At 70.3% G+C, this 24943-nt stretch carries 16 protein-coding genes; 6 read left to right on the top strand and 10 right to left on the bottom strand.

The window, feature by feature from the left end:
• The first annotated feature begins 54 nt into the window (after positions 1-54).
• Positions 55-696 carry a hypothetical protein gene (locus tag IPN47_19320; protein MBK9410151.1) on the top strand — a complete coding sequence of 214 codons (642 nt, stop codon included), beginning with the start codon at positions 55-57 and terminating at the stop codon, positions 694-696.
• 75 nt (positions 697-771) lie between these two features.
• Here IPN47_19320 and IPN47_19315 read toward each other — a convergent pair whose 3' ends face one another.
• Both IPN47_19315 and IPN47_19310 read right to left on the bottom strand, forming a co-directional pair.
• On the bottom strand, positions 772-3453 hold the full coding sequence (locus IPN47_19315) for a serine/threonine protein kinase (GenBank protein ID MBK9410150.1): 2682 nt from the start codon (positions 3451-3453) through the stop codon (positions 772-774).
• Positions 3454-4014 carry a sigma-70 family RNA polymerase sigma factor gene (locus tag IPN47_19310; GenBank protein MBK9410149.1) on the bottom strand — a complete coding sequence of 187 codons (561 nt, stop codon included), beginning with the start codon at positions 4012-4014 and terminating at the stop codon, positions 3454-3456.
• A 354-nt stretch (positions 4015-4368) separates the two neighbouring features.
• Here IPN47_19310 and IPN47_19305 point away from each other — a divergent pair, with 354 nt between their 5' ends.
• Positions 4369-4926 carry a Uma2 family endonuclease gene (locus IPN47_19305; protein ID MBK9410148.1) on the top strand — a complete coding sequence of 186 codons (558 nt, stop codon included), beginning with the start codon at positions 4369-4371 and terminating at the stop codon, positions 4924-4926.
• A 199-nt stretch (positions 4927-5125) separates the two neighbouring features.
• Here the strand turns inward: IPN47_19305 and IPN47_19300 are convergent, their stop codons facing one another.
• The 6 genes from IPN47_19300 to IPN47_19275 all read right to left on the bottom strand — a co-directional run bounded on the left by IPN47_19300 (position 5126) and on the right by IPN47_19275 (position 17603).
• On the bottom strand, positions 5126-5656 hold the full coding sequence (locus tag IPN47_19300) for a hypothetical protein (protein ID MBK9410147.1): 531 nt from the start codon (positions 5654-5656) through the stop codon (positions 5126-5128).
• A gap of 168 nt (positions 5657-5824) precedes the next feature.
• Positions 5825-6811: a YbjN domain-containing protein gene (locus IPN47_19295; protein MBK9410146.1), complete on the bottom strand. Its 987-nt coding sequence runs from the start codon at positions 6809-6811 to the stop codon at positions 5825-5827.
• Positions 6812-7005: 194 nt separating this feature from the next.
• Complete coding sequence (locus IPN47_19290) at positions 7006-9216, bottom strand: WYL domain-containing protein (protein MBK9410145.1); 2211 nt, start codon at positions 9214-9216, stop codon at positions 7006-7008.
• Positions 9209-11023, bottom strand: a complete 1815-nt coding sequence (gene recD, locus IPN47_19285) for an exodeoxyribonuclease V subunit alpha (GenBank protein MBK9410144.1) — start codon at positions 11021-11023, stop codon at positions 9209-9211. Before recD ends, IPN47_19290 begins: the two co-directional genes overlap by 8 nt.
• Complete coding sequence (locus tag IPN47_19280; protein ID MBK9410143.1) at positions 11020-14250, bottom strand: UvrD-helicase domain-containing protein; 3231 nt, start codon at positions 14248-14250, stop codon at positions 11020-11022. Before IPN47_19280 ends, recD begins: the two co-directional genes overlap by 4 nt.
• On the bottom strand, positions 14247-17603 hold the full coding sequence (locus tag IPN47_19275; GenBank protein MBK9410142.1) for an exodeoxyribonuclease V subunit gamma: 3357 nt from the start codon (positions 17601-17603) through the stop codon (positions 14247-14249). The genes IPN47_19280 and IPN47_19275 overlap by 4 nt, the downstream gene beginning before the upstream one ends.
• A gap of 296 nt (positions 17604-17899) precedes the next feature.
• Between IPN47_19275 and IPN47_19270 the strand changes: the two genes are divergently transcribed.
• From IPN47_19270 to IPN47_19260, 3 genes are all read left to right on the top strand, one after another.
• Complete coding sequence (locus tag IPN47_19270) at positions 17900-20257, top strand: EAL domain-containing protein (GenBank protein MBK9410141.1); 2358 nt, start codon at positions 17900-17902, stop codon at positions 20255-20257.
• Positions 20258-20272: 15 nt separating this feature from the next.
• Positions 20273-20443 (top strand): S46 family peptidase, encoded by a 171-nt coding sequence (locus IPN47_19265; protein ID MBK9410140.1) that lies wholly within the window; start codon positions 20273-20275, stop codon positions 20441-20443.
• Positions 20444-20591: 148 nt separating this feature from the next.
• Positions 20592-20975, top strand: a complete 384-nt coding sequence (locus IPN47_19260; GenBank protein ID MBK9410139.1) for a GxxExxY protein — start codon at positions 20592-20594, stop codon at positions 20973-20975.
• Between the two features lie 44 nt (positions 20976-21019).
• Here the strand turns inward: IPN47_19260 and IPN47_19255 are convergent, their stop codons facing one another.
• Entirely contained in the window at positions 21020-23254 is a 2235-nt protein-coding gene (locus IPN47_19255) for an NADP-dependent isocitrate dehydrogenase (protein ID MBK9410138.1), read from the bottom strand.
• 391 nt (positions 23255-23645) lie between these two features.
• On the opposite strand from IPN47_19255, the gene IPN47_19250 reads away from it, so the two are divergent.
• Entirely contained in the window at positions 23646-24590 is a 945-nt protein-coding gene (locus IPN47_19250) for a hypothetical protein (protein MBK9410137.1), read from the top strand.
• On the opposite strand, the gene IPN47_19245 is transcribed toward IPN47_19250, so the two are convergent.
• Positions 24559-24918 carry an alkylphosphonate utilization protein gene (locus IPN47_19245; protein ID MBK9410136.1) on the bottom strand — a complete coding sequence of 120 codons (360 nt, stop codon included), beginning with the start codon at positions 24916-24918 and terminating at the stop codon, positions 24559-24561. The two genes, IPN47_19250 and IPN47_19245, sit on opposite strands and share 32 nt — an antisense overlap.
• Between the last annotated feature and the right edge of the window lie 25 nt (positions 24919-24943).

Here is a 24943-nt window from a genome sequence, read left to right as displayed (position 1 = left end):
TAGGGAGTCGTGCACCCGCACGAACATCCCTCCCCCACCTCGCAGGAGTCCCGCATGCCCCGCTTCGTCAATCCCCTCGTTGACCGCACGCCGCTCGCGCTCACCGTGCCGGCCATCGTCGCGCGCAGGCGTCGTGCGTCCGTCGCGCGCGCCATCGCCGTGCTGTCGGCCGCCGCACTCGCCATCGCCCCCGCGTCAGCGGCAGCACAGGGCAAGGGAGCGGGAAGCGCGCTCTTCGCCCCCGGCTACATGGACCTCGGCCCCACCATCGGGCTCGGCGGGATTGGTGAGGCCGGGATCGCCTTTGGTGGGCGCTTCGAGCGCGCCATCAAGCGCCTCCCCGACCTGGGCAACGGCGTCCTCGGCATTCAGGTCAGCGCCGACATCTGGAACTACAACAACCGCTACGTCGGGACCGACTACGACTTCCGCTACCTCAACCTCGGCGTCACCGCCAACTACCACTTCGAGGTGAAGGGGAACCCCAAGCTCGACCCGTTCCTCGGGCTGGGCCTGGGCAACAGCAGCGTGAGCACCGACTTCGCCGGCGACTACTCGAGCGGGGTGTACTTCATCGGGCGCGCCGGCATCCGCTACTTCTACAAGCCGCGCCTCGCCCTCTACGCCGACGTCGGGGCGGGGGCCTCGACGCTCAACGTGGGGGTGACGTTCGGGCTGGGGAGCGGCAACAAGTAGTTGGGTGGTGGGGGGGGGGGGTGGGAAACGTCCGGCGCGTCGCGGGAGATCCCCGCGCGCGCCGGGCGCCGCACCTCACTTGGACAGGTACTTCTCCCGCTCCGCCTTGTAGCGCGCCGCCTCCTCGCGCCGCCCTAACGAGTCGAGCGCGATCGACAGGTCGAGCCGCGCCGCCTGCATGAAGCCGTTCTCCGGCGCGGCGACCTTGCCCACAATTGCGTAGCCGCGCTCGGTCTGGGGGACCGCTTCCTTGAAGCGGCCGCTGCGCATCAGGCAGCGCCCCAGCTTGAGGTAGCCGATCCCGGTGTTGATGTGCTCAGCCCCCTGCGAGGCGATGTAGATCTCCAGTGCCTCACGATAGAGCGGTTCGGCGCGTCGATAGTCCTTCCGATAGAGGTACGTGTCGGCCAGGTTGCCCGTCGCCACGCCGATGCGGTAGTTGGTGGGCGGATACGCGCGACGATAGATGTCGAGCACTCGCGCGTACGTCCGCTCGGCGTCTGCGTATTGCGACTCGCGGATGGCCAGCGACCCGATCTCGTTGAGCGTGTTGGCCACCGACGGGTGCATGGGGCCAAAGACGCGCTCGCGGATGGCCAGCGAGCGCTCGAAGAAGCCGCGCGACTCCGCATACCGATTCTGCACCAGAAGCGAGCGCCCGAGATAGACCAGGTTCCCCGCGGTGAGGATGTGGTTCTCGCCGTAGAACGCTGTGGTGAGGGCCAGCGCCTCGCGGAAGTAGCGCTCAGACGCGGCGGTGTTCCCGCGCTCCTGCTCCGTGGCGCCGAGGTTCATGAGGTCGTTGGCGACGCGCGGATGACGCTCGCCGAAGAGGCGCTTGGTGAGGGCGAGCACGTCGCGGTTGAGCGAGTCGGCGACGTCGTAGTTGCCGGCGTAGAAGTGCGCGCTCGCCAGCTCCTCGAGTCCGTCGACGAGCTGCGTGGAGGCGCTGTCGCGCAGGCGCAGCTCGGCCACCACCGAGTCGAGCACGGCGATGGCCCGTTCGTGCTCGCCGCGCTCGGTGATCGATCGCCCGAGGGCGATCCCGGCATCGGCGATCCCCGGATCGTCGGCGGGGCGCGTGCGGCGCAGCGTCGCCATCCCGGCGCGCAGCAGCTGCTCGGCGTCGTCGTAGCGCGCCTGGTCGGTGCGCAGGTCGCCTAGCGCCACCTGCGCGCGCGCGGCCTCCGGGCTCTCTTCGCCGGCGAGGGTGCGCCAGCGCGCGACCCCCACCCCCAGGAGCGAATCGGCGCGGTCGTAGACCCCTAACTGTCGGTAGATTCCGCCCAGCGTGGCGTAGAGGTCGGCCTGCACCGCCGGCTCGGCGTCGAGGCCGCGGGCCTCCACCACCCCCTTGTCGAGCAGCGTGACCACCCGCAGCGACTCGGCGGGCCCGGCGGCCTCGTCGCCCCCCTGGAAGAGCGACGACATGAAGCGCTGGATGCGCTGCGCGCGCACCGACTCCTGGCGTGCCTCGTCGCGCGCCTGCGCCAGGCGCACCGTGTAGAACGTGACCAGGGCGACCAGCGCCACCACGCCCACCGCCACCGAGGTGACCGCACGTGCGTTGCGCCTGGCGAAGGCCGTGACGCGATATCCCACCGAATCGGGGTGCGCGTCGAGCGGGGCGCCGCCCAGGAAGTGGTCGATGTCGCGAATGAAGGCGTCGACCGAGCGGTAGCGGCGCGCCGGGTCCTTGTGCATCGCCGTCAGGCACAACACGTCGAGGTCGCCCCACTGCGCGAGGCTCGCCGAGGTGCCGCGGCCGCCGGTGGTGCGCGCGCGTTGTGACGGCTTCACCGGGTCCTCGCCGGTGATGATCGCCTCGGCTTCGGCCGGCGTGCGGTCGGAGAGATCGAAGGGGACCGTCCCGGCCAGCAGTTCGTAGAGCAGCACGCCCAGCGAGTAGACGTCGGTGTGCACGCCCACGCGTTCGCCGCGCACCTGCTCGGGGGCCGCGTACGCCGGGGTCATGAGGCGGAGTCCCGTGCGCGTCGCGTCGACCGCGGCATGGGCCGGTTCGAGCTGCTTGGCGATCCCGAAGTCGAGCAGCTTCACCGTCCCGTCGGCGCGCACGAGGACGTTGGACGGCTTGATGTCGCGATGGATCACGAGGTGCTGGTGCGCGTGCAGCACCGCCTCGCAGACGGCGCGCACCAGCTGCAATCGCTGGCGGAGCGGGGAGTGGTTCTCGCGACAGTGATCGGTGAGCGATTTCCCGTCGACGTACTCCATCGCGATCCACGGCGTCCCGTCGGCGAGCGATCCCGCATCGATGAGGTGCGCGATGGCCGGGTGGTTGAGCTGGGCCAGCGTGCGCTGCTCGGTGAGGAATCGCTCGCGTCGCGCCATCGACGCCCACGCATCGCGCAGGATCTTGATGGCCGCAACGCTCTGCAGGTCGCTGCGCTCCCCCAGGTAGACGACCCCCATCCCCCCTTCTCCCAGCACGCGCACCGCGCGATACGGGCCGAAGTTGTGCGGGGGGAGTGGGGCGTTGGCTCGGTCGCCCAGGAGCATGGCCGCGAGCCGCGAGGCGTCGCCGTCGACCGGGGAGTCGTTCACCGAGTCGGCCGCCAGCATTCGCGTCACCGCACGCCGCAGCTCGACGTCGTCGCCGCACGCCGTCGCCACGAACTTGGCCTGTGCCTCGACCGGGAGGTCGACGGCGGCGTGAAAGATCGCCTGCACCCGGTCGAAGCGTTCCCCTTCGGGCGACCGCGCGCCCGCCCCGTGTCCCGCGTCTCCCGGTTCCACCTAACGCCCCCCATCGAGCGTCGTGGCCAGCCACGCGCGCGCGGCACGCCAGTCGCGCACGATCGTCGCCTCGGAGACCTCGAGCAGTTCGGCCGTCTCCCTGAGGTCGAAGCCGCCGAAGAAGCGCGCCTCGATCATCTGCGCCTGGCGGGGCGAGAGGCGGGCAAGCTCGTCGAGCGCGGCGTCGATGGCCAGGACCTCGTCGGCCGCCGTGCTGGTGCCGCCTAACGAATCCTCGAAGGTGACGAAGTCCGCGCCTCCGCCGCGCTTGTCGGCCTGCCGCCGGCGCGCCGCCTCGATGAGCACCTGGCGCATGGCGCGCGCGGCGATGCGCTTGAAGTGGAGGCGCGAGGTGCGCGCCACGTGCGGCGAATCGGCGAGCTTGATCCAGGCCTCGTTGACCAGCGCCGTGGGGCTCAGCGTGGCGCTCGGATCGTGGCGACTGACGGCGGCGGCCAGGCGGCGCAGCTCTTCGTAGGCGTCGCTGAACAGCGCGTCGAGTGCCGCGCGGTCGGCGACATCGCCCGCGCCGTCGTCCGGGTGCTGGATACCGTCGCGCATCGACAACCGGCCTGCCGGAACGTCTGAGGGGGGACGCGGGGGCCTGAGGCACCGAGTCCGACTGGGGGGCGGTGCCCAAGCTCGCGCCCGCTTGCGCGCGGCGCCAGAGCATCGGGTCGTTCAGGGCGACCGTTACATCGGCGCGGCCAACCCGACCTGTGCGGCCGGCGCCGTACCCTTGCGCGCCGCGCACACCCTTGCGCGCCGCGCGCACCCTTGCGCGCCGCGCACCCCCGCGCACATGCGCCGGTGCGCAACGAAACGATGACGTCGCCTCGCTGGGGCCGGGCAACTATGCGCCATGCGCCTGCGCCCCCACCACCCTTGCGCCCTCGGCCGAGCCGAGCAGATCGTATGTCCATGCCTGCCGCGCTCGATCGGTTCTACACGAGGGAAGAAGTGCTCGCGTTCCCGGAGGACGGGAACCGCTACGAGCTGGTGCACGGGGAGTTGCTGGTGAGCCCGGCGCCGCAGGCCCGGCATCAGCGTGCGATTGCACGGCTACTCGTCGCGCTCGCTCGCTATCTGGAGGAGCGCAGCGCAGGAGAGGCGCTCATGTCCCCTGCCGACATCTCGTGGGGCGGGCTCCCGGATGTCCTCGTCCAGCCCGACCTGTTCGTCGTACCGCCGCACCTCGGGCGGGTCCGCGACTGGGGCGAGGTCGAGCAGCTCTCTCTCGTCATCGAAGTCCTGAGCCCCACCACCGCGCGCTACGACCGTTTCACGAAGCGCCGCCTGTACCAGGAGATGCGCGTCCCGCTCTACTGGCTGATCGACATCGACCAGCGCCGCGCCGAGGTGTGGACGCCCGAGGCGACCTTTCCAGTCATTGAGACGCAGTCACTCACGTGGCAGCCGGCGGGGGCGTCCGAGGCGTTCATCCTCGAGCTGGCGACGCTCCTCCAGGGCTGAGCGCGACCGACGCGCCGGTCGGCGCACGCCGTCAGCTGCACACGAGGCACGCGAATGCTCGTCGCGCCGCCCACACACCCGTGGCGGATCAGCATGCCTCCTCGCGCCCCACCGCGCTCGGCGCGGCGCGAGAGGAGACGGCACACGCCGGACGGCAGGGCGCCGTCCGGCGTGTGCTCCACTGCACCGACCGCGAGCGCTAGTGCACCGTGAGGCTCACCCCGATCTGGCCGAAGTTGGCGCCGTAGCCGTCGAAGCTCCCGCCGATCCCGTTCCAGAACGGTGTGAGGCTGACGTTGCGCCCCACGCGAATATCGTAGCCCACCCCCAGGAGCGCGCTCACCCCCGTGTCCGAGGCGGAGCCGTAGCCAGACACCCCCAGGTCGAGTGTGGCGACGCCGAGCCCTCCGGTGAGATAGAAGCCACCAGTGGCCGAGGGGTAGAAGCGCACCAACGCCGCGAGGCTCCCCATCGAGAGCGTCACGCCATCCTCGCTCTTGGTCCAGCCGTTGGTCCCCGCCCCCAGCAGGAGCCGCGGCGTGAGCGTGCCGCCTAACGACAACTGCCCGGACAGGCCGTTGGCTCGCGAGTCGCAGTCATCGCACCCGAGGCTCCCCGCGCCGAGTCCCACGTTGAACCAGAATCCCTTGCGTTCCTGCGGCTGCTGTGCCATCGCCGGCGTCGCCAGTGCAGCAATCGCCAGCGACAGCATCGCGGACCATCGAAGCATCGATCGTGTCATCGCTCTCTTCCCCTCCCGTTGAGTTATCGCCTCTGCACGCGACCCCCTGGCCGCGGCCACCTGCACCGGCACTTCCGTGCGCTCGCGCGCTGCCGCGGTCGCGTCACGGTACGGTGCGGCCGAGGTCTGACACCCCTCGACCGCACCAGGCGGCGGCTACCCCTCCTCCCAACCCTCCACCTCGGCCACCGCCTCCCGTGCCGGCATCCCACCCCACGCCACGCGCATGAATGCCGCGTGGAACCGCTCCATCGTGTACAGCGACGTCCCGATCATGTTGTGCACCATCGTCGGCACGAGCGCCCCTCCCTCCACGTCGACCGCGGTTCGATAGCGCAGCGTGCCGCCGTCCACGTCGAGGTCGAAGCTCCCCACGCCCAGCCGCCAGTTGATGCGCGTGATGGCCTCGGCGAGCGCGGCGCGACACGACGCGGGCAGGTGCACCGGGTGCGTGACGTACACGGCGACCACCTGCGTCTCCTCCTGCGCCGTGACGATCACGTCGTAGCTGGCCCCGGACTGCCGCGCGCGGAAGCCGAAGGCAGTGGGCGTCAGGCGATGCACGTGCCGCGCATGCTTCCGGAGCGTGGCCGCCACGATCCGCAGCAACGCCGGGCCGTGGCCGGCGTCGAGGCGCAACTCGTCGAGCACCGACTCGTCGCACGGCGACTCGTCAATGACCGCATCGTCATCGCCACCGTCGGTCGCGTCCGGCATTCCGTCGCTGGACTCCCCCTCATCCAGGACCTGCCACGTGAGCGCCCCGGTGCGGAAGTCGAGCCACGTCTCCACGCCGTTCTCGCAGGCCAGCCGCAGCTCGTGCTGCGGCACCGATTCCTCGAAGGCATTCGCCTCTGACGGGATCCAGCACGGTCCTTCCTCACCGCTCGCGTGCCACGCGATGGTGCGCCCGTCCTCGTCGATGCGCCACATCAACCACTCGCACGGCGCGGTTGGACCGTGCATCGGCTCGACGCAGGCGAAGTCGATGAAGTCGCCATCGACGCACTCCGTGAGCCCCGCGGCCACCAGGTGATCGCGCACCGGCGCGAGGTGCCCCTCGTCGCGAAAGGTCATGCAGACGAGGCGCTCGTCGGCCTCGCAGTAGGTGCGCGGGTAGCGCGCGAACGACGACAGCGCCACCAGCAGGGCGTCACACCCCCGGGATACCTCTGCTCGAGGATCTGCTTCGGAACAACCAGCGACAGCGAATGGACCCATACACTCATGCTCCCTCCCGGCGTCGAGGTTCGTGCTGCCTCCCTCAGTTGCCGGGCGTAGTGTAGGGCCCCCCTCTGACAGTCGGTTCGACGTCGCCGCGCACGCGGCGACCACGACTACCGCGCCAGCACCGCCAGTCGCTCGTCGAGCCGTGCCTTGAGCCGCTCCCGCAGCGCCGCCGGCTCCACCACCTCGGCGTCTCGCCCGTACTGCAGCACGTGGCGCATCCCCCACTCCCAGTCGGCGAGCGGATGCTCCATCTCCAGCGATCCGTCAGCCGCCAGCGCCTTTCCCTCCCGCTCGGCGATCCATCGCGCAATGCGCGGCGAGTAGCGCACGCGCATGGTGGGGGCGCCGTCGCCCTGGAAGGCCCGGCGCTCGCGCAGCAGCGTGTCGAGGACCGCGGCGTCGGGACGCTCGAACGTCTCGTCCATGAGTGCCACCGACTCGACGCGATCGATGCGGAAGAGGCGCGTCGTCTGCTCGCGCTCGCAGAAGGCCACGATGTACAGCATCCCACTCGCCGACAGCAGCAAGTACGGCGCGATGGTGCGTTCGCTCGACGCCTGGCTCCCCGACCGGCGATACGCGAGGCGCAGCTTGCGCCCCTGCCGGAGCGCCTCACGTACCACGACCAGGTGCGCGGTGTTGCCGACGTCGCCCAGCGAGGCGCCGTGCAACCCGTCGGGGATGGGGTCGCCGGGGAGGCGCGCGATCACCGCCCGCAGCCGTTCGCGTGCCCGCTCGAGCGCCTGCCGTTCGTCGGGAGCGCGCAACGAGCGCAGCACCGCCAGCCCCAACTCCAGGGCGCACAGTTCGGCCACGGTGAGGCGCATCGGGCGGCGCAGGTGGTTCGTGACCGCCGAGACGGTGTCGGATCCGACATAGAGCTGCACCCCCTCGACGAAGCCCCCCGGCATGTCGTAGCGATCGACGAGCGAGTAGAGATCGCGTTGCAGCTCTTCGACGCTCGTCCCCAGGCGCGCCGCTACCTCGTGCAGCGCCAGCTCCTCACCGTTGGCGATATGCGGCACCAGGTGGAGGATGCGCCGCAGCTGCGCCGCGGCCCCCTTGGGTTCCCAGGCCTTCTCGGCGGCGCCTCGCTTTCCAGCTTTTGTCGCAGTGTCGGCGCCGCCCGCCGCCGCGATCGTCGCCGTCGCCGCAGGGGAGTCGTATATCGCCGCGGTGGCGCCTACCTCCTCGCGGTAGGCGGCGACGAGCGCGGCGGGCGCCTTGGGGGTGAGTTCGCCGGCGAACGAGAGGAGCCACCGGGCAAAGGCGTCGATGCGACGCACGTCGAAGGTGCGGTGCGTGGGGGTGCCCTCGACCGCCGCCCCCAGCTTCATCGCTGCCATCGTCGGCCCAGATCCTCCGTCGAACGCCACCACCGCACGCACGGCATCGCCGTCCCCCAGCTCCCAGGCGTGGCGCGAACGGGCATGGTCGCGCAGGCGGAAGGTCGCCGGCACCTCGTAGTCGGCACTCTGTGCCTTCCTGGTGTTCACCGTCGCCTGTGCCATCCGGTTGAGCCGGAAGTTCCGCAGCTCACCACGTCCGCGGTCGCGCCCCACCAGGTACCAGTGCCCGCTGAGGAAGAAGAGCCCGTACGGCTCCACCTCGCGCACGTCGGTGCGATCGCTCGACATCGCGTGATAGTCGAACGTGACCACCTTCCGGCGCCGCAGTGCATCGCCTAACGCCTCGAAGGTCGCCGAGCTGGCGCGCGGGCGCGGCGCGAGCAACGCGGGGGCGTCGGGTGATGGGAGCGCACTGCCGAGTGGAAGGTCGACGGCGAGCTTGCGCATCGCGCTCTCCACGTGCGAGGCGAGCAGTGGCTCACCAAGCGCCCGCACACCCGCCGCCGCATCGACGACCGCCTGCAGCTCGTCGGCGTCGAAGGTGAGCGACTTGAGCGCCTGGTAGCCGTAGCTGTCGACCTTCGGGGGAATCGTCACTCCCCCGTCGGGGGCGGCCACACAGAGATACGGGAGATAGAAGTCGGTGCGCTTGAGCTGGTACACGCCGTTGACCGCGCCATCGCCATCCTCTCGCGACTCGATCGGGATCCCGAAGGCACGCAGTTCGTCCTTGTCGCGCTCGAAGGTGCGCTTGAGCGAGTCCATGATGGTCGCGCGCGCACGCGGGTCGGGCTCGCGCTCGTGGGCCTCCAGCCGCAACGCGTAGGCGGGGACATCACCCGCCAGCTCGAGGAACGACGCCGGCGCGTGACGCGAGAGCAGCGCCGCCACCAGGTCCACCCACCGCTGCAGCTTCACATTCCCCGCCCCCGCCGGGACCGGCGGAAGGTCGTCGTCCTCGTCAGGCACCCACGTTGTCATTGGCTCCGCTCCCCGTCCCCTGCACCGGTGCGCCCCCCTTGGCCTCGAGCATCCGCGCCTCGAGCCCGCTCATCCGTCCCGTCGTGCGCCCGACCGCCGATCGGATCGCCGCGTGGCTCCCCACCAGCGTCACGCCGCGCCGCGCCCGCGTCGCTGCGGTGTACAGCAACTCGCGGCTCATCACGCGACTGTCGTAGTCGGGGACTACGACCATCACGTCGTCGAACTCCGACCCCTGCGACTTGTGCACCGTCATCGCCCACGCCGTCTCGCACGCCGGGAGGCGCGTGGGGGCGAGGCCGCGAATCGTCCCGTCGTTGGCGCGGAAGTGCACCATCGCCCGCCCGCTCTCGTCGTCGCGCCACACCACGCCGATGTCGCCGTTGAACACACCCGTCGTGTAGTCGTTGGCCGTCACGAGCACCGGGCGCCCATGGTACCAGTGGTCCTTCACCGAGTGCCCGCGCTTCGACAGCCAGCGCTCCACGGCGGCGTTGATCCCGCTCACCCCCAGCCGCCCTTCGCGCTCCGGTGCGAGGATGCGGAACGCATCCAGCGCATCCAGCAACTCGCCGGGCGTCGTCGCCGCGAGGCAGCGCTCGAGGTTGGGGACGATCGGTTCGACCAGCGCATCGGTGTTCGGCGCCGGCGGTCGCAGCTGCGTCTCGCTCGCGGTCGAGTCGGCGCAGCTGCGCAGCACCGCGTCGGCGTCGCCGCCGAGGATCGCCGCGGCGAGCGTCCCGATGGCCGGATGCTTCTCGAACCGCCAGCTGTGCTGCAGCCACTCGACGCTCTTCCGCAACGGCGTCCCTTCGCCGTCGGCAAGCGCCGAACGACAGAGGGCGCCTAACACGTCGCCGGCGTCGACCGAAGCCAGCTGGTTGTGGTCGCCCACCAGCATGAGGCGCGCGCCGGGCTTGAGGGCGCGCAACAACGCATCGAGCAGGAGCACGTCCACCATGCTCGCCTCGTCGACGATGACGAGGTCGTCGTCGAGCGGATCGGTGGCGTTGAAGCGGAAGGTGTCGTGTTGCGGCTGGTACCCCAGGAGGCGGTGCAGCGTGCGCGCCTCGCCGGGGAATGGGGCACGCGTCCCCGTCTCCTTCTCGATGGCGTCGAGCCGTTGCCGGATGGAGTCGGTGAGGCGCGCCGCCGCCTTTCCCGTGGGGGCCGCGAGCGCCACGCGCAGCCCGGGGCGCGCGACGCTCAGGTCGACCAGCAGCTTGGCCACCTGCGTCGTCTTCCCCGTCCCGGGGCCGCCGGTAATGATGGAGAAGGCGTCGCCCCCGGTCCTCGCGCTCACCTGCACCAGGCGTTGCACGTGGCGGGCGATGCGCTGCTCGGCGTCGAAGTAGCGGCGGAACTGCAGCAGCCCGTCGCGCAGCACCAGCGGCAGCGTGCTGGCGCCGTCGCCCACGATGCGCGAACGCCCGAGCACATCGCGCCACCACCCTTCGTCGCCGCTCGGCAGCGTGTCGGGGACGGGGCCGCCGGCTTCCTCCACCGCCGCGATGACGAGCGCCACCGCACTGCGCGCCTGCCGCGCCAGCTGGTCGAGCGCCAGCGCGCTGTGCCCTTCGCGGCGCGCGCGGCTGGTGAGCGCGGTGGCCAGCGCCACGGCCAGCGCCTCCTCCCCAATCTCGCCGCGGCGCACGCAGAGCTCCGCCAGCTGCACATCGATGGACTCCAGCATCCGCTCGCCGTGCAGCGCCGCCAGCAGGTCGCGCACCTCGAACGGCGCGATCATCGAGCCGCCGTCGTCCCCCAGCACCAGTTCCTCCCCCGACGCGCTCATCGCCGCCGTCCCAGCGCCGCGTCGAGCGCCTCGAGCAACGCCGGCGTCGGCGTGTCGCGGAACCAGCCGTTGTCCCCCGTGCCGGTGACGCCGCGAAGGAAGACGTAGCCCACGCCCCCCCAGTGGCGCGCCGGATCGTACCCGGGCTGCCGCACCGAGAGGTGCCGGTGCAGCGCCAGGCAATACAGGTGGTACTGCAACGTGTAGTGGGCCTGCATCATCGCGTTGGAGAGCGCCTCGGGGACATAGTCCTGGTCGTCGTGCCCCAGGTGGTTCGACTTCCAGTCCATCACCCACCACCGCCCGTCGTGCTCGAAGGCGATGTCGACCACACCACTCAAGTAACCACCGACGGCGGAATCTCGCAGCCCGCGCAATACCGGGACATAGGCGCGCGCGTGCGCCGAGCCGTGCGCGGCCAGCACGTCGGCGATGCGCTTGACCGACGCCGTCTGCACGGACAGGTCGAAACGCCACTCACGCATCGACGCGCGCGCCGGCACCTCTGCGAGGGCGAAGCCAGCGCCGGGAATCGGGGCGGCGCAGACCCGCTGCAGCATCGCCAGCACGTCTTCCACCCGCCCCTCCGCGGTCGCCGCGTCGTCGAGGATCCCGTGGCGCCCCAGAATGCGCTGCACCATCTCGCGCGTGCGCGGCTCGGCCGTTCGCGCATAGTCGAGCGACTCGAAGACGTCGTGCAGCGCGATACCGCCCAGTCGCCCGGCCGGGAAGGCGCGGAAGCCGGTCACCACCGGGCGCTCGACGGGTTCGCTCGGCAGCAGGAGCGGATCGGCAACGTCGCGCCCCTCGTCGCTGTGCGTGTCGGCGACGATCCCGGTGAACGAGGTGAGCTGCCAGGTGTGGAGCTGACGAGCCGCGAGCTGCAACGCGCGCGGCGCGGGGACGACGGCGCTCGCGGCGGGCTCCGGTGCCTTGGGATGGCGCTTCGTGTCGCCGATGTCCCGAAAGGCCATCGTCCCGCCGCTGCCGTCGACCAGCGCCTTGAGCGTCACCCGGTTCGTCGTCCCGCTCTCGGGGTCGCGCAGGAGCCAGCCGAGTGACGATTCGCTGCTCGCCGCCACATGCCCCGACCCCTTGGTGGGCTGTCCGATCTCCCCAAACACCACGTAGCATCGATGGACCGCGCGCGTGAGCGCGACGTAGGCGAGCCGCAGGTCCTCCTGGTCGGTCTCGCTCGTCATCGTCGCCAGGCGCGCCGCGTGCTCCGGGCTCCCCAGGTCGACGATCCCCTCCTCGCCTTCCACCACACTGGCCGGGATGACCTTGAAGGCTACCTCCTTCTCCGTCTTGCGGTCCCACAGCTCGGGACAGAAGACGACGTCGAACTCGAGCCCCTTGGCCTTGTGCACGGTGAGCAGCTGCACCGCCGCGCTGTCGGTCTCCAACCGCAGCTCGCGCCGCCCCGGAACGTTAGGCACCGTCCGCTCGCGGGCCATCCACGCCGCAAACCCCTCCGGCGGCACCGAGGCCTCGGCCCACTCGTCGTGCAGCAGCTCGATCACGTGCCGCACGTTGGTCATCCGACGCTCGCCGTCGGGCATGGCGAGCAGTCGCGCCGCCATGTCGCGCTCGGCGAGCAGCTCTCCCATCGCGACCGCGAAACCACGCAGGCGCCACGATTCGCGCGCCGCCATCAGGCGTTCGACAATCGCCTGCCACGTCGCCTCCTGCGCCGGGCCCAGCATCGAGGCGACTTCCGAGGCCGTGCCCCCCCAGAGCCGCGTGGCGAGCATCGAGCGGACCGCACTCCCGTCGCCCGGCTCGGCGATCGCGGTGGCGACGCGCACCAGCTCGTCCGCTTCCTCCGACGCGAGGACGTCCTCATCGCCGCCGATGACCGCCGGAATGTGCGCCCGGTCGAGCACACGCTTGAGGTCGCGCGCCGCGGCATTGGTACGCATGAGGACGGCGATCTTTCCGTAGGCCACATGACGCGCTTGCAGCTGCACGATCTCGTGCGCGACTTCCTCGAAGATGATGGTGCGCGCCTTCTCCTTCGACGCAAAGCCCTTGCTGCCGTGGCTCCCGTCGACCCACCACCACTCCAGCGCCGCGCCCCCATCGGTCGCCATCGTCCCGGGCGCGGTGGGCGTGGTCGCCGCCGACACGCGGGGAAAGTCGATCTCCCCCTCGCTCACCCGAAACGGCGTCGGCTGGCGCGTGAAGAGCGCCTCGACCGCGCGCACGTAGGCGTCGCTGCTGCGGAAGTTCTGGATCAGGGTGAAGCGACGGTCGGATTCGCTGGCCGCCCGGAGATAGGCGCGAATGTCGGCTCCGCGAAAGCGATAGATCGACTGCTTGGGATCGCCGATGAGAAAGAGCGGACAGCCAGCGAAGGCGTTGGAGAAGATCGGGTACTGCGTGCGATCGGTGTCCTGGAACTCGTCGATGAGGGCGGCGCCGAAGCGCGAGCGAATGCGCTGGGCGAGCGGCCCCTCGCTCCCTTCTTCCTCGAGGACGCGCTTCACCGTGCGCAGGAGATCGTCGAAGCCGCGCAGGTGACGCCGCTCCTTTTCCCGCTCGAACGACTCGTGCACCACCGACGTGAAGTGTGCCAGCAACCCCTGCTCGCGCGACGCGGAGTCGAAGGCGATGCGCGAGGCCTCGTGGCGACGATAGGGAATCACGAGCTTCTTGACCCACGGCTCGAACGGCTTTCCTTGCTCGGCGACCAGGGTGGCGTCGGCGGCATCGTTGATGAGGCGCTTGCGCGCCCAATCGCGCGCGGCACGCCCGAACGGCTCGGTGTCGTCCTCGATGAAGGTCGTGCGGAAGGGGATCCGGCTCTCCAGCGCGCTCTCGCCCAGCACCCGCTGGCAGAAGCCGTGGATGGTGAAGACGGCGAGGTCATCGAGCGACCGCATCGCCTCGTCGACGATGGCTCTGCCGGCGTCGCCGTGACGTTCGCGCAGGACGAACAGGTCGTCGTTGCGGCTGGTGCGCGGCGGTGGCGACGCACTCCACACCCGCTCCGCCTCGCGCAGCGTCTTGCGGATGCGCGTGACCAGCTCCTGCGTCGCCTTCTCGGTGAAGGTGACGACGAGGATGCGCGCCAGCGACTCCACGCGCCGCTCGAGCAGGAGGCGCAGGAGGAGACGCGTGATGGCAAAGGTCTTCCCCGTCCCCGCGCTCGCCTCGACGAGCGTGATCCCGGGATCGAGCGCGACCTCGAGCGCACGGAAGGGCGCTGGCGTCTGCCCGGTCATCCCTCGCCCTCCAGCATGGCCTGCCGCCACCCATCGAAGAGCCGCTCGGCCAGTCGTTCGAAGTCGTCCCACAGCTCGACCATCGGGTCGATCCCGCGAAAGCAGAGCGCCACGTAGGCGTCCTGCGCATCGCCGCCTGACGAGTAGTCCGCGGGTTGCTCGTGATACGCCTTCGTCGCTTCGTCTCGCGGGTCCTTGGTCGCGGCTGTGGCCGTCTTCTTCCCCTTGCCCTTCCCCTTTCCCTGCTCGCCCGGCGGCTGCACGAAGGTCGACGCCCCCCACGCGTAGCCCGCCCTGGCAAAGAACGGGAGCGGGCGGCGCATCCCGTCGCGCGCCGACTCGACCAGGGCCGCCAGCCGGGGCATAGCGTTAGGCACCGGCCCGTACCGCAGCGACTTCACCTTGTCCCGCTCGCGCCACACGAGGACGGTGGTGTCGGGGAGCGACGTATCCCCCTGCTCGCGCGCCGCCAGCATGGCCAGGTGCTCGACCCACGCGCGCAGGTAGTGGTCGGCCCCCATCGACCCGGCGCGCACCGCGAATCGCTGCGCACCGCGCACGCCATCGATGCGCCCAGTGAGCCGCCAGCCATCACCCTCGAGCGTGATGGGGATCGTCGCCGCCGACTCGTCGTTCGGCAACTGTGCGAGCACCAGCGCGACGTCGCTCCACAGGTCGACATGCCACGCCCGCCCCAACTCGCGCGGCGGCAACGAGCCATCGGCGATCAACCGCCGCTCCTCAGCCACCGCATCGCGCGTCCCCGCCAGCGCCCCCGCCAGCATGCGCGCACGAATCCCCCCCTGCTCCATGTAGTTTGGCGCAAAGGTCTCTTCGTCCGACGCCTCCTCGAGCTCGTGCCCCAGGTAGATACGCAGCGTGCGCGTGCAGAAGAACTTCGACGGATTGGTCCAGCAGTCAGTGAGGTTCCGAAGCGTGAGCGCGAAGATCCCAGAAGCCCCGTCATCCGGCGCCTCCACCTCCCCCACCACGAACGGCGACTCCTCGTCGCGCCGGTTGCCCAGCGCCCGCGCCGCCCCCGCCTGTTCCCTCGAATACGAGAAGAGCCGCGCATCCTTCCCCGCCCCGAAGTACGCCGACGAGAACGGCTGCAACGGATGCCGCACGACCATCACTTTGCGCGCCACATCCTCAGCACCGTTCTCCGCTCCCCCCGTGTTCTCCACGTCCTCTGTGTTCTCCGCGGTCCCACCCTGCCCCCCTCCGCCAGCCGCAAGCGTCGCCCGCCGCCCCACATGATCGAGCAACTCATCGATCACCACCGACGGCGCCCGCGGCGAGTTGTCGTTCACCGCCCGGCCGCCATAGGCGAGAATCAGCCGCCCCTCCGCCGCCATCAGCGTATCGAGGAAGAGCTGCCGGTCGTCGCTGCGCAGGTCACGATCCCCCGCGCGTCGCTCATGCTCCAGCAGGTCGAACGCCGAACGCCGGTCGCGCCGCGGAAAGACGCCGTCATCCAATCCCACCATCGCGATCACGCGGAACGGCAGCGACCGCATCGGCTTGAGCGCCGCGACCGTCATCCCCCCCTGCAGGAAGCCGCTCCCGAACCCTTCGTCGTCGAGCTCCGTCTCGAGCCAGTCGCGCACCACGGCGAACTTCACCGTCTTGTCGTAACCCGCGACCTCCCCAAGCGCCGAGAGCCGGCGGATCGTCGCCGCCACCGCCCCCACCATCTGCTGCTCGTACGTGTCGTCAGGCGCGAGGAACCGTTCGATCGTGCCGATCAGCGTCGCCGTCCAATCGGCGAGCGAGCGCTCGTGTCGCCACTGCGCCAGCATCTCCGCCAGGTCGTCGACCCAGCGCGCAAACGTCGCCAGGAGCTCGGGCTCGCCCAGCATGTCCCCCGCTTCGGGGAGCAACCCCAGGACCTCGTCGTCCACCCGCCCCACCACCACGCCTAACAACAACCGATCGAGCCCCGCGCGCCAGCTCGCCTCCTCGTAGTCGGGGAAGCCGAGCGCCGAGCGCGCCGCCCCGTCGTATCCCCAGCGGACGTTCGCCCGTTCGAGCGCCGACTCGACCCACTCCACGTCGCCCGCCGCCAGCCCCGCCCCCTGCCTGACGAGTGGGAGCGAGAGCAGCGAGAGCACGGCACTCCGCTCCAGCCGCCCCCCTTCCAGCGACAGCAGCCGCGCCAGTGCCTCGGCCGCCGGCTGCGCGCGTCGCAACGGACGGTCGGCGATGCGATACGGGAGGCGCGGCGCCCCTTGCACCGAGACGCCGAAGACCGCATCCACCGTCGGCGCCCACTCCGCCGCGTCGGGGACGAGCAGGAGGAGGTCGTGCGGACGCAGCGTGTCGTCGGCGGCCAGCGCCGCCAGCAACTGGTCGCGCACCACCTCCAGCTGCCGCATCGCACCGTGCGCGTCGTGCACGCGCAGCGAGTCGTCGCTCCACGCCAGCTCCAGCGGGGTGGTCCCGGCATCGTCGGTGGCCAGCTCCCGCTGCAGCCGCGCCAGCACTCCCGCTCCGTTAGGCACCTCCCCCACGCGCTGCACCGCCGCCCCGCGCCCCTCCAGCTCCGCCACGAACTCGCGCGACTGCCCGCCGTAGGCCAGCGCCAGCGGATGCGACGCCGCAACCTCGAGCGCCGCCGAGTAGACCGTGACCGGGCGGTGCCGCGCGATGGCGAACAGGAGGTCGACGAAGAGCGGGGGAAGCGTGCTCACGCCAAAGACCGTCACCCGCGACGGAAGCCCGTGCGGCGCGTCGCCCGGGCCACCGCTCGACTCGGCGCGCTGCAACGTCTCGATCAGGCGCTGCAACCGGTTCCCCGTGTGCGGCGTCCCGTCCCCCGCCTCGGCGCGCAGCCGCCGCCAGAGCGCCCCCTGCCAGCGCCCATGTGATGTCCCCGGGTAGTCGTCGCCAGCTTCCCACCGATCGAGGATGTCGGCCCGGAACATCTGGTAGTCGTCGAATCGGGCCGCCACCTGCGCTGCCAGCCCAAAACGCGTCCGGTCGTCGGCCCGCGCGAGGTAGGTGCGCAACGGGGCGAAGGTCTCGTCGCCCGCGGGGAGCGCGTCGAGCATCGCATCGATGCGCCAGGTCAGCGCGTCGCGCGAGAATGGGTCCTGCTGATCGCGGCCGGCGTGCTCCCCCAGGATCGACCGCGACAGCTCCCGCACGAACGTCGCCGGAAAGGGCATCGTCAGCGACCCCGCGCAGCCGAACCGGTCCGCAAGCTGCAACGTCAGCCAGCGTCGCATCCCCTGCGATTGCACGACGATCACCTCCTCCTCCCGGGGCGGGAGCGGGGCGCGTGCCAAGCCGCCGGCCAGGTGCTCCAGCAGGGGGGTGAGTCGGGGGGCGGTGAGCAGCGACAGCGGCATGGGTGAGGAATAATCGTCCCCCGCGCTGACAGTCGCCACGCAGCTCGAAACGATCCCTGCGTTTCACTCGTCCCTCGGCAGACGCCGCACCCTCCGCGCCCCTCCTGAAAAGGCCGTGAACTTCACTCGGATTTCCCGCTCCTCGCTGGCAGGTCTCGACGGTCCTCCAGCCAGGGATCGGCGGCTCCGGGACCTGCCGGCATGAACGGTCGAACTCCCCGCGCGGCGGCGGCGCACCGGCGCCAGGTCCGCGGTGGCGCGCGCGCGGCAATGTGGTCACCCCCAGCAGGCGGCGCGTGAAATCGCTGTACCGCAGCGTGACCGGCGAGGAGGAGGCGCAATCCCCCCGTGCGCAGGACGAGGATTCGCGCGCCCGCGTCCGTGCGTCGCAGCTCCACGCGATCTTCCGCTTCACCCCGGTCACGATGCTCGTGAACCTGGTGAACGCCGCCCTGGTGGCCGACACCATCGTCGGGCAGGTCGATCGCCGCGTGCTGGGGCTCTGGGTGTTGCTGCTGACGGGGATCGTCGCCACCGGGGCCAGGGCCTGGTACTCGGGCCGCCACCGCGCCCCGCGGGCCACCGCCTCCGTGCGCGCCGTGCGCCGTGCCACGATGCACGCGGCCATCCTCGCCGCCACGTGGGCCGTCGTCCCGATCGTCTGGTTCCCCAACGTCGACCCGCAGGCGCAACTCGTCCTCGGCACCGTCATCACGGGGATGATCTGCGCGGGCGGCTTCGCCCTCGCCACCGTGCCACGCGCCGCGGTGGCGTACATCGTCCTCCTCTCCGTCGGGAGCCTGATCGGGCTCCTCACCTCCGACTCGCCACATCGCTTTCTCCTCACGGGGCTCCTCGTCGCCTACGCCGTCGTGGTCGTGATGAGCGCCACCGGCACCGCCCGCCTCTTCATCGATCGCCTCGTCGCCGAGCACGACCTGCGGGAACGCGGGCAGGTGATCGCCTTGCTCCTGGCGGAGTTCGAGGAGAACGGCTCCGACTGGCTCTTCGAGCTCGATCGCGACTACCACATCGTCAAGCACTCGGCGCGCTTCGCCGACGTCTCGCAGGCCAGTGGCTCGCGGCTCCAGGGACTCTCGCTCTTCTCCCTCATCGACGGCGACAGTGGCGATGCACTGCGCGCGCGCATGGAGTCCGGGCGCCCGTTCCGCGACGCCGAAGTGTCGGCGCGCGGGCGCCACGGCCAGCGCTGGTGGTCCATCAGCGCGAGCCCCATCGCCAACGACGCGGGGGCAATCGTCGGGTGGCGCGGCGTGGGCTCCGACACCACCGACGTCAGGCGTGCTCGCGACGAGATCGCGTGGATGGCGCAGACCGACATCCTCACCGGGCTCCGCAACCGCTCGGCTTTCCGGGAGCGTGCCGCCGAGGCGCTCATCGAGGCGCGGCGCCGCGGCGTACCGATGGCCATCGCCTGTCTCGACCTCGATCACTTCAAGGGGGTCAACGACACGCTGGGCCACCCCGCGGGCGACCTCCTCCTGCGCGAAGTGGCGAGCGAACTGCTGGCCTTCGAGCGCGATTGTGTCTCCGTGGGGCGACTGGGGGGCGACGAGTTCGGCCTCCTCTTCTGCGGGATCGCCGACGCCGACGAGATCCAGACGCTGACGGAGGAGGTGATCCGTCGCGTGGCGCGCAGCTACAGCATCCAGGGGGCGCGCGTGACGATCGGGGCCTCGATCGGCATGGCCTGCGGCCCGGAGGACGGCGACACGGTGGATGAACTCATCCGCAACGCCGACCTCGCCCTCTACCGCTCCAAGGACGGCGGGCGTGGCACCGTCACGCGGTACAGCGGGTTGATGCTGGCGGAGGCCGAGGAGGCGCGAACGATCAAGGAGGACCTGGCGCTCGCCCTCGTGCGGCAGGAGTTCGTGCTGCACTTCCAGCCCATCGTCGACATCACCACCGGGCACACGGTGGCCTTCGAGGCGCTGGTGCGCTGGCAGCACCCCACACGCGGGCTGCTGGCCCCCGACGCCTTCGTCGCGATCGCCGAGTCGTCGGGGATCATCGCCCCGTTAGGCGACTGGATCCTGCGCGAGGCGTGCCACCACGCGGCGCAGTGGCCGTCGCACCTGCACCTGGCGGTGAACCTCTCGCCGGCGCAGCTGGGGCGCCCGACCCTCATGGCGACCGTCCTGGAGGCGCTGGCCGCGTCGGGGCTCGGGGCGCACCGGCTGGAGTTCGAGATCACCGAGGCGCTCTTTCTCGCGCGCGACACCAGCACCATCAGGCTCCTCGCCGACATGCGCGCCCTGGGGATCGGCATCGCCCTCGACGACTTCGGCACGGGCTTCTCCTCGCTCAACTACCTCACGACGTATCCGGTGACGAAGATCAAGATCGACCGCACCTTCGTCGCGGGGGGCGCCTCGATTGAGCATCGCAGTGCGATCATCGAGGCGGTGACGCTGATGGCGCGCCGCCTGGGGTGCGTGACGACGGCCGAGGGGGTCGAGACGGGAGCGGCGCTGGCCTGGGTCTCGTCGTTAGGGTGCACGCAGGCGCAGGGGTACCTCTTCGCCAAGCCCATGCCCCCCGAGTCGATCGCCCGCTACCTCGAGCAGGGGCGCGTGACACCGCCGGGCGTCGCCGCGGTCGAGCAGGTGGGGATGGCGCTGGAGCTGTAGCCCGCGGCGGGCGCGATGGTGGGACTGACCTTCGACAGCAACATCCGGCAGCTCCCCAACAACTTCCTCTTCACCGACGAGGTGGCGCGCTCGGCGAGCGTGCACTCCCGCGCCATCACCGCGGCGCTGCGCGCCATCTACGACGCCGGCCGTATCGCGGATGAACTGGAGGCCAAGAAGCCGTAGTTGCAGTCCCCCGTGAACCCCCGTGTACCCCCCGTGTCCTCCGTGTCGAGCTTGTTGAAGTGACGCCCGCGTGACGCACCGTTCCCAGATTGCGGTCGCCTGTCGGACGAAAAGCATGACACGGGGGTTCACGGAGGTAACACGGGGGATGAAGCGGGTGCTTTGGGAGCGGTCGCAACAGGTGGTCGTGGCGGCGATGCGGGTGCACTCCGAGCTAGGGCCCGGGTTGCTCGAGACTACCTATGAGGCGTGTCTTGCTGAGGAGTTGCGTAGTGGCGGCCACGAGGTGCGTGCGCAAGTCGCGGTTCCGATCGTGTACAGAGGGCTGGAACTCCAGCACGGCTATCGGATCGACCTGCTCGTCGACGACGAGGTGGTCGTCGAGGTGAAGACGGTCGAGAAGCTCTTGCCGGTGCACGAGGCGCAGTTGCTCACCTACCTGCGGTTCTCGAATCGGCGCATCGGGTTGCTCATCAACTTCCACACGGTGCACCTCCGCGATGGCATAAAGCGAAAGGTCAACGGCTGGTAGCCTCACGCCACCGCCGTTGACCCGTTCGCCTTCCCGCGCCCGTGCTACTTCAGCAGCGCATCGATCACCGCGTTGAACGTCGCGCTCGGGCGCATCGCCGCGCGCGTCTTGCCGGCATCGGGCTGGTAGTAGCCCCCCATGTCCACCGGCTTCCCCTGCGCGCCGATCAACTCGGCGTTGATCGTCGCTTCCTTCTCCGTCAGCGCCTGCGCCACCGGCGTGAAGCGCGCCGTGAGTTCGGCGTCCTTGTCCTGCGCCGCCAGCGCCTGCGCCCAGTAGAGCGCCAGGTAGAAGTGCGAGCCGCGGTTGTCGATCTCGCCCACCTTGCGGGCCGGCGACTTGTTGGTGTCGAGGAACTTCCCGATCGCCTGGTCGAGCGTGTCGGCCAGCACCCCGGCCTTGGTGTTCCCCGTGGTGAGCGCCACGTGCTCGAGCGACGCGCCTAACGCCGAGAACTCGCCGAGCGAGTCCCAGCGCAGGTAGCCCTCGTCCTGGAACTGCTGCACGTGCTTGGGGGCCGAGCCACCGGCGCCGGTTTCGAAGAGGCCACCGCCGGCCAGCAGCGGGACCACCGATAGCATCTTGGCCGACGTCCCGATCTCGAGGATCGGGAAGAGGTCGGTGAGGTAGTCGCGCAGCACGTTCCCCGTCACCGAGATCGTGTCCTTCCCCTCGCGAATCCGCGCCAGCGACAGCTTCATCGCATCCACAGGCGACAGGATGCGGATATCGAGCCCGTTGGTGTCGTGGTCGGCGAGGTAGCGCTCGACCTTGGCGATCACCTGCGCATCGTGCGCACGGTGGCGATCGAGCCAGAAGATCGCCGGGTTCCCGGTCACGCGCGCGCGGCGCACGGCGAGCTTCACCCAGTCGCGGATGGGGAGGTCCTTCGTCTGGCAGCCGCGGAAGATGTCGCCTTCGTCGACCGTCTGCTGCAACAGCGTGGCGCCGGAGGTCTCGTCAACCACGCGGATCACGCCAGCACCGGTCGCGATGAACGTCTTGTCGTGCGAGCCGTACTCCTCGGCCTTCTGCGCCATCAGCCCCACGTTCGGCACGTCGCCCATCGTGCGCGGGTCGTACGCCCCGTGCTCGCGGCAGTCGTCGAAGACCGCCTGGTACAGGTCGGCGTAGCAGCGATCGGGGACGAGCGCCTTGGTGTCGTGCAGCGCCCCGTCGGGGCCCCACATCTTCCCGGAGTCGCGCACCACCACCGGCATCGAGGCATCGATGATGACGTCGTTGGGGACGTGCAGGTTGGTGATCCCCTTGCCCGAATCGACCATCGCCAGCTTGGGGCGCTTGGCGTACGTCGCCGCGATGTCCGCCTCGATCTCCGCGCGCTGCGCCTCGGGGAGGGTGGCGATCTTCGCGTACACGTCGCCCAGCCCATTGCGCGGGTTCACGCCTAACGCCTTGAACGTCTCGGCGTGCCGGCTGAAGAGGTCGGCGAAGTAGGTCGTCACCGCGTGCCCGAACATCACCGGGTCGGAGACCTTCATCATCGTCGCCTTCAGGTGCAACGAGAGCAGCAGGTCGTGGGCCAGTGCGTCGGCGATCTGCTCGGCGTAGAAGGCACGCAGCGCGGCGACGCGCATCACCGCCGTGTCGAGGATCTCACCGGCGATGAGGGCGATCCCCTTCTTGAGGACCGTCGTCGTGCCATCGGCCGCGGCGAATTCGATGCGGACGCTGGTGGCGGCGTCGAGCGTGATCGAGTTCTCGCTTCCATAGAAATCGCCGTCGCTCATGTGGGCCACGTGCGACTTCGACTCCCGGGACCAGGCGCCGAGCTTGTGCGGATGCTTCCGGGCGAACTCCTTCACCGAGAGCGGGGCGCGGCGGTCGGAGTTCCCTTCACGCAGCACCGGGTTCACCGCACTCCCCAGAACCTTCGCAAAGCGCAGCTGCAACGCCTTCTCCTCGTCGCTCGCCGGCGCTTCCGGATAGTTGGGAATGGCATAGCCGTGCGACTGCAGCTCGGCGATGGCCTCCTGCAACTGCGGGATCGACGCCGAGATGTTGGGGAGCTTGATGATGTTCGCTTCGGGCGTCGTGGCCAGCTCGCCCAGGGCCGCGAGGTGGTCCGGGATGCGCTGCTCGGGGGTGAGGTAGTCCGGGAAGTTGGCAATGATGCGCCCGGCCAATGAGATGTCACGCGTCTCGACCGTGACGCCGGTGCCCGCGGTAAAGGCCTGGACGATGGGCAGGAGCGAGTACGTCGCCAGCGCGGGCGCCTCGTCGATTTGGGTCCAGATGATCGTGGAATGCTGGGTCATGGTCGGTGCAGTGAAGGGCGGCGGCCGGGGCTTGGGTCCGGCGCCTTTCTATAGGATAGCGGGGGGCCAGCCGTTGGGTCGGGGGGGCACTTGGCGGTGGAAGGGGGGCGGGGAGGGCGGGCGGGGTCGGGGGCCGGCGGGGGCGAGAGCGAGCAAAGTCGCCCGGGCGGCCGATGAACGCTCGTCACGTACTCGTTCACCGGGGGCGAGCGGAGAGGCGCGATGAACGAGCCGGTGGACAACCGTCATCCCCGTACCGAGTCCGATCGAGGAACACGCCCGATGGCCGAGTCCGGTGGACTGGCTAGCGTTCACGTGCAGGTCGCGGACACACCACGCCCCCCCGGGGTCCCTCCCGCCACCGTGGTGTGCATCACGCACGAGGTGCCGCATGCGGTCACCATCATCCTCCGGCGCGGGCGCCACACGCCCACCGTTCGCCCCCTACTCTCCCCTCGCACACATCGCGCTCGCGGTCGCCATGCTCGCCGGGCTCGCGCTTCCGTCGACCGCACGCGCGCAATCGTGGCTCGAGCGCGTCCGCAAGGCCAAACCGGAGCTCGTGGTCTATGGGCGCGTCCAGCAGTCGCACGTGTACACATCGGTCGATGAGCTGCTCACGCGCACCGGCTTCGCCGACCAGGTGTACGCGCCGTACTACTCCTGCGGCCTGCTCTGCGGTGGGATGGGAGGGCCATCGGGATTCAAGTGGTACCAGTACCCGAACCACGTCGACCTGCCCGGATGGTCGGCGCGGGTCCTCACGCTCTCGGCGCAGCTGCGACCGCACCTGCGCGTCACGGCGCTGGTGGCCGGGGAGGCGACGTTAGGCGGCGTGATCGGAGGGTCGTGCCCCAACGAGGTGTGCGCCGAGGACTTCGGTTACGGGCCGCGCTACCACATCGGGATCGACCCGCACGTCAGCTCGCTCGCGCTGCTCGCCGAAGGGGAGTTTGGCCCCCTGCGCCTCGGGATTGGGCCGGCGAGGCACGGCGTGACGATCCAGTCGATGCCGTACATCGATGAGAACCGGCAGTGGCAGGAGCGCTTAACCCCGCTCGGGGGGATCGGCAGTGTTGGCCTCACCCTTCCCCTTTGGCGCGGGTCGCTCGTGAGCGGCCGCTGGGTCTACGCCGCCATGGGCGACGTGCAGCTGGCGGCGCGCGATGTCTCCAACGACATGGCGCCGCTCGCCACGCCGACGCGCCGGTTTGACGGAGGCAAGGTCAATCTCTCCAACTCGTACGTGCTGCTCGGAGTGGGACTACGGCTGCGGTGGAGGGGCGGACGTGCGCGCGTGAGCCCTACGTCGACTTCCGCACGAACTCCGACTTGAGCTGCATCGCCCCGACGCCGTCGATCTTGCAGTCGATGTCGTGATCGCCGTCCACCAGGCGGATGTTCTTCACCTTGGTGCCGACCTTCACCACGCTCGACGATCCCTTGATCTTGAGGTCCTTGATCACGGTGACCGAGTCGCCGTTAGCCAGCACGTTCCCATTGGCGTCGCGCCACACGCGCTCGGTCGCGGGTGACGCGGCGGCCGCTGAGCTGTCGGCGTCAACGAGCGGCCATTCGTGCGCGCACTCGGGGCACACGAACTGGAATCCGTCGGAGTAGGACAGTGTGGAGCCGCACGTCGGGCAGGGCGGTGTTGAACTCACGGGAGGTCCAAGAGCGGGGAGGCGC

The sequence above is a fragment of the Gemmatimonadota bacterium genome, from assembly GCA_016719105.1.
Classification (GTDB): Bacteria; Gemmatimonadota; Gemmatimonadetes; order Gemmatimonadales; family Gemmatimonadaceae; genus SCN-70-22.
This window is presented reverse-complemented; position numbering and strand designations above follow the sequence as displayed.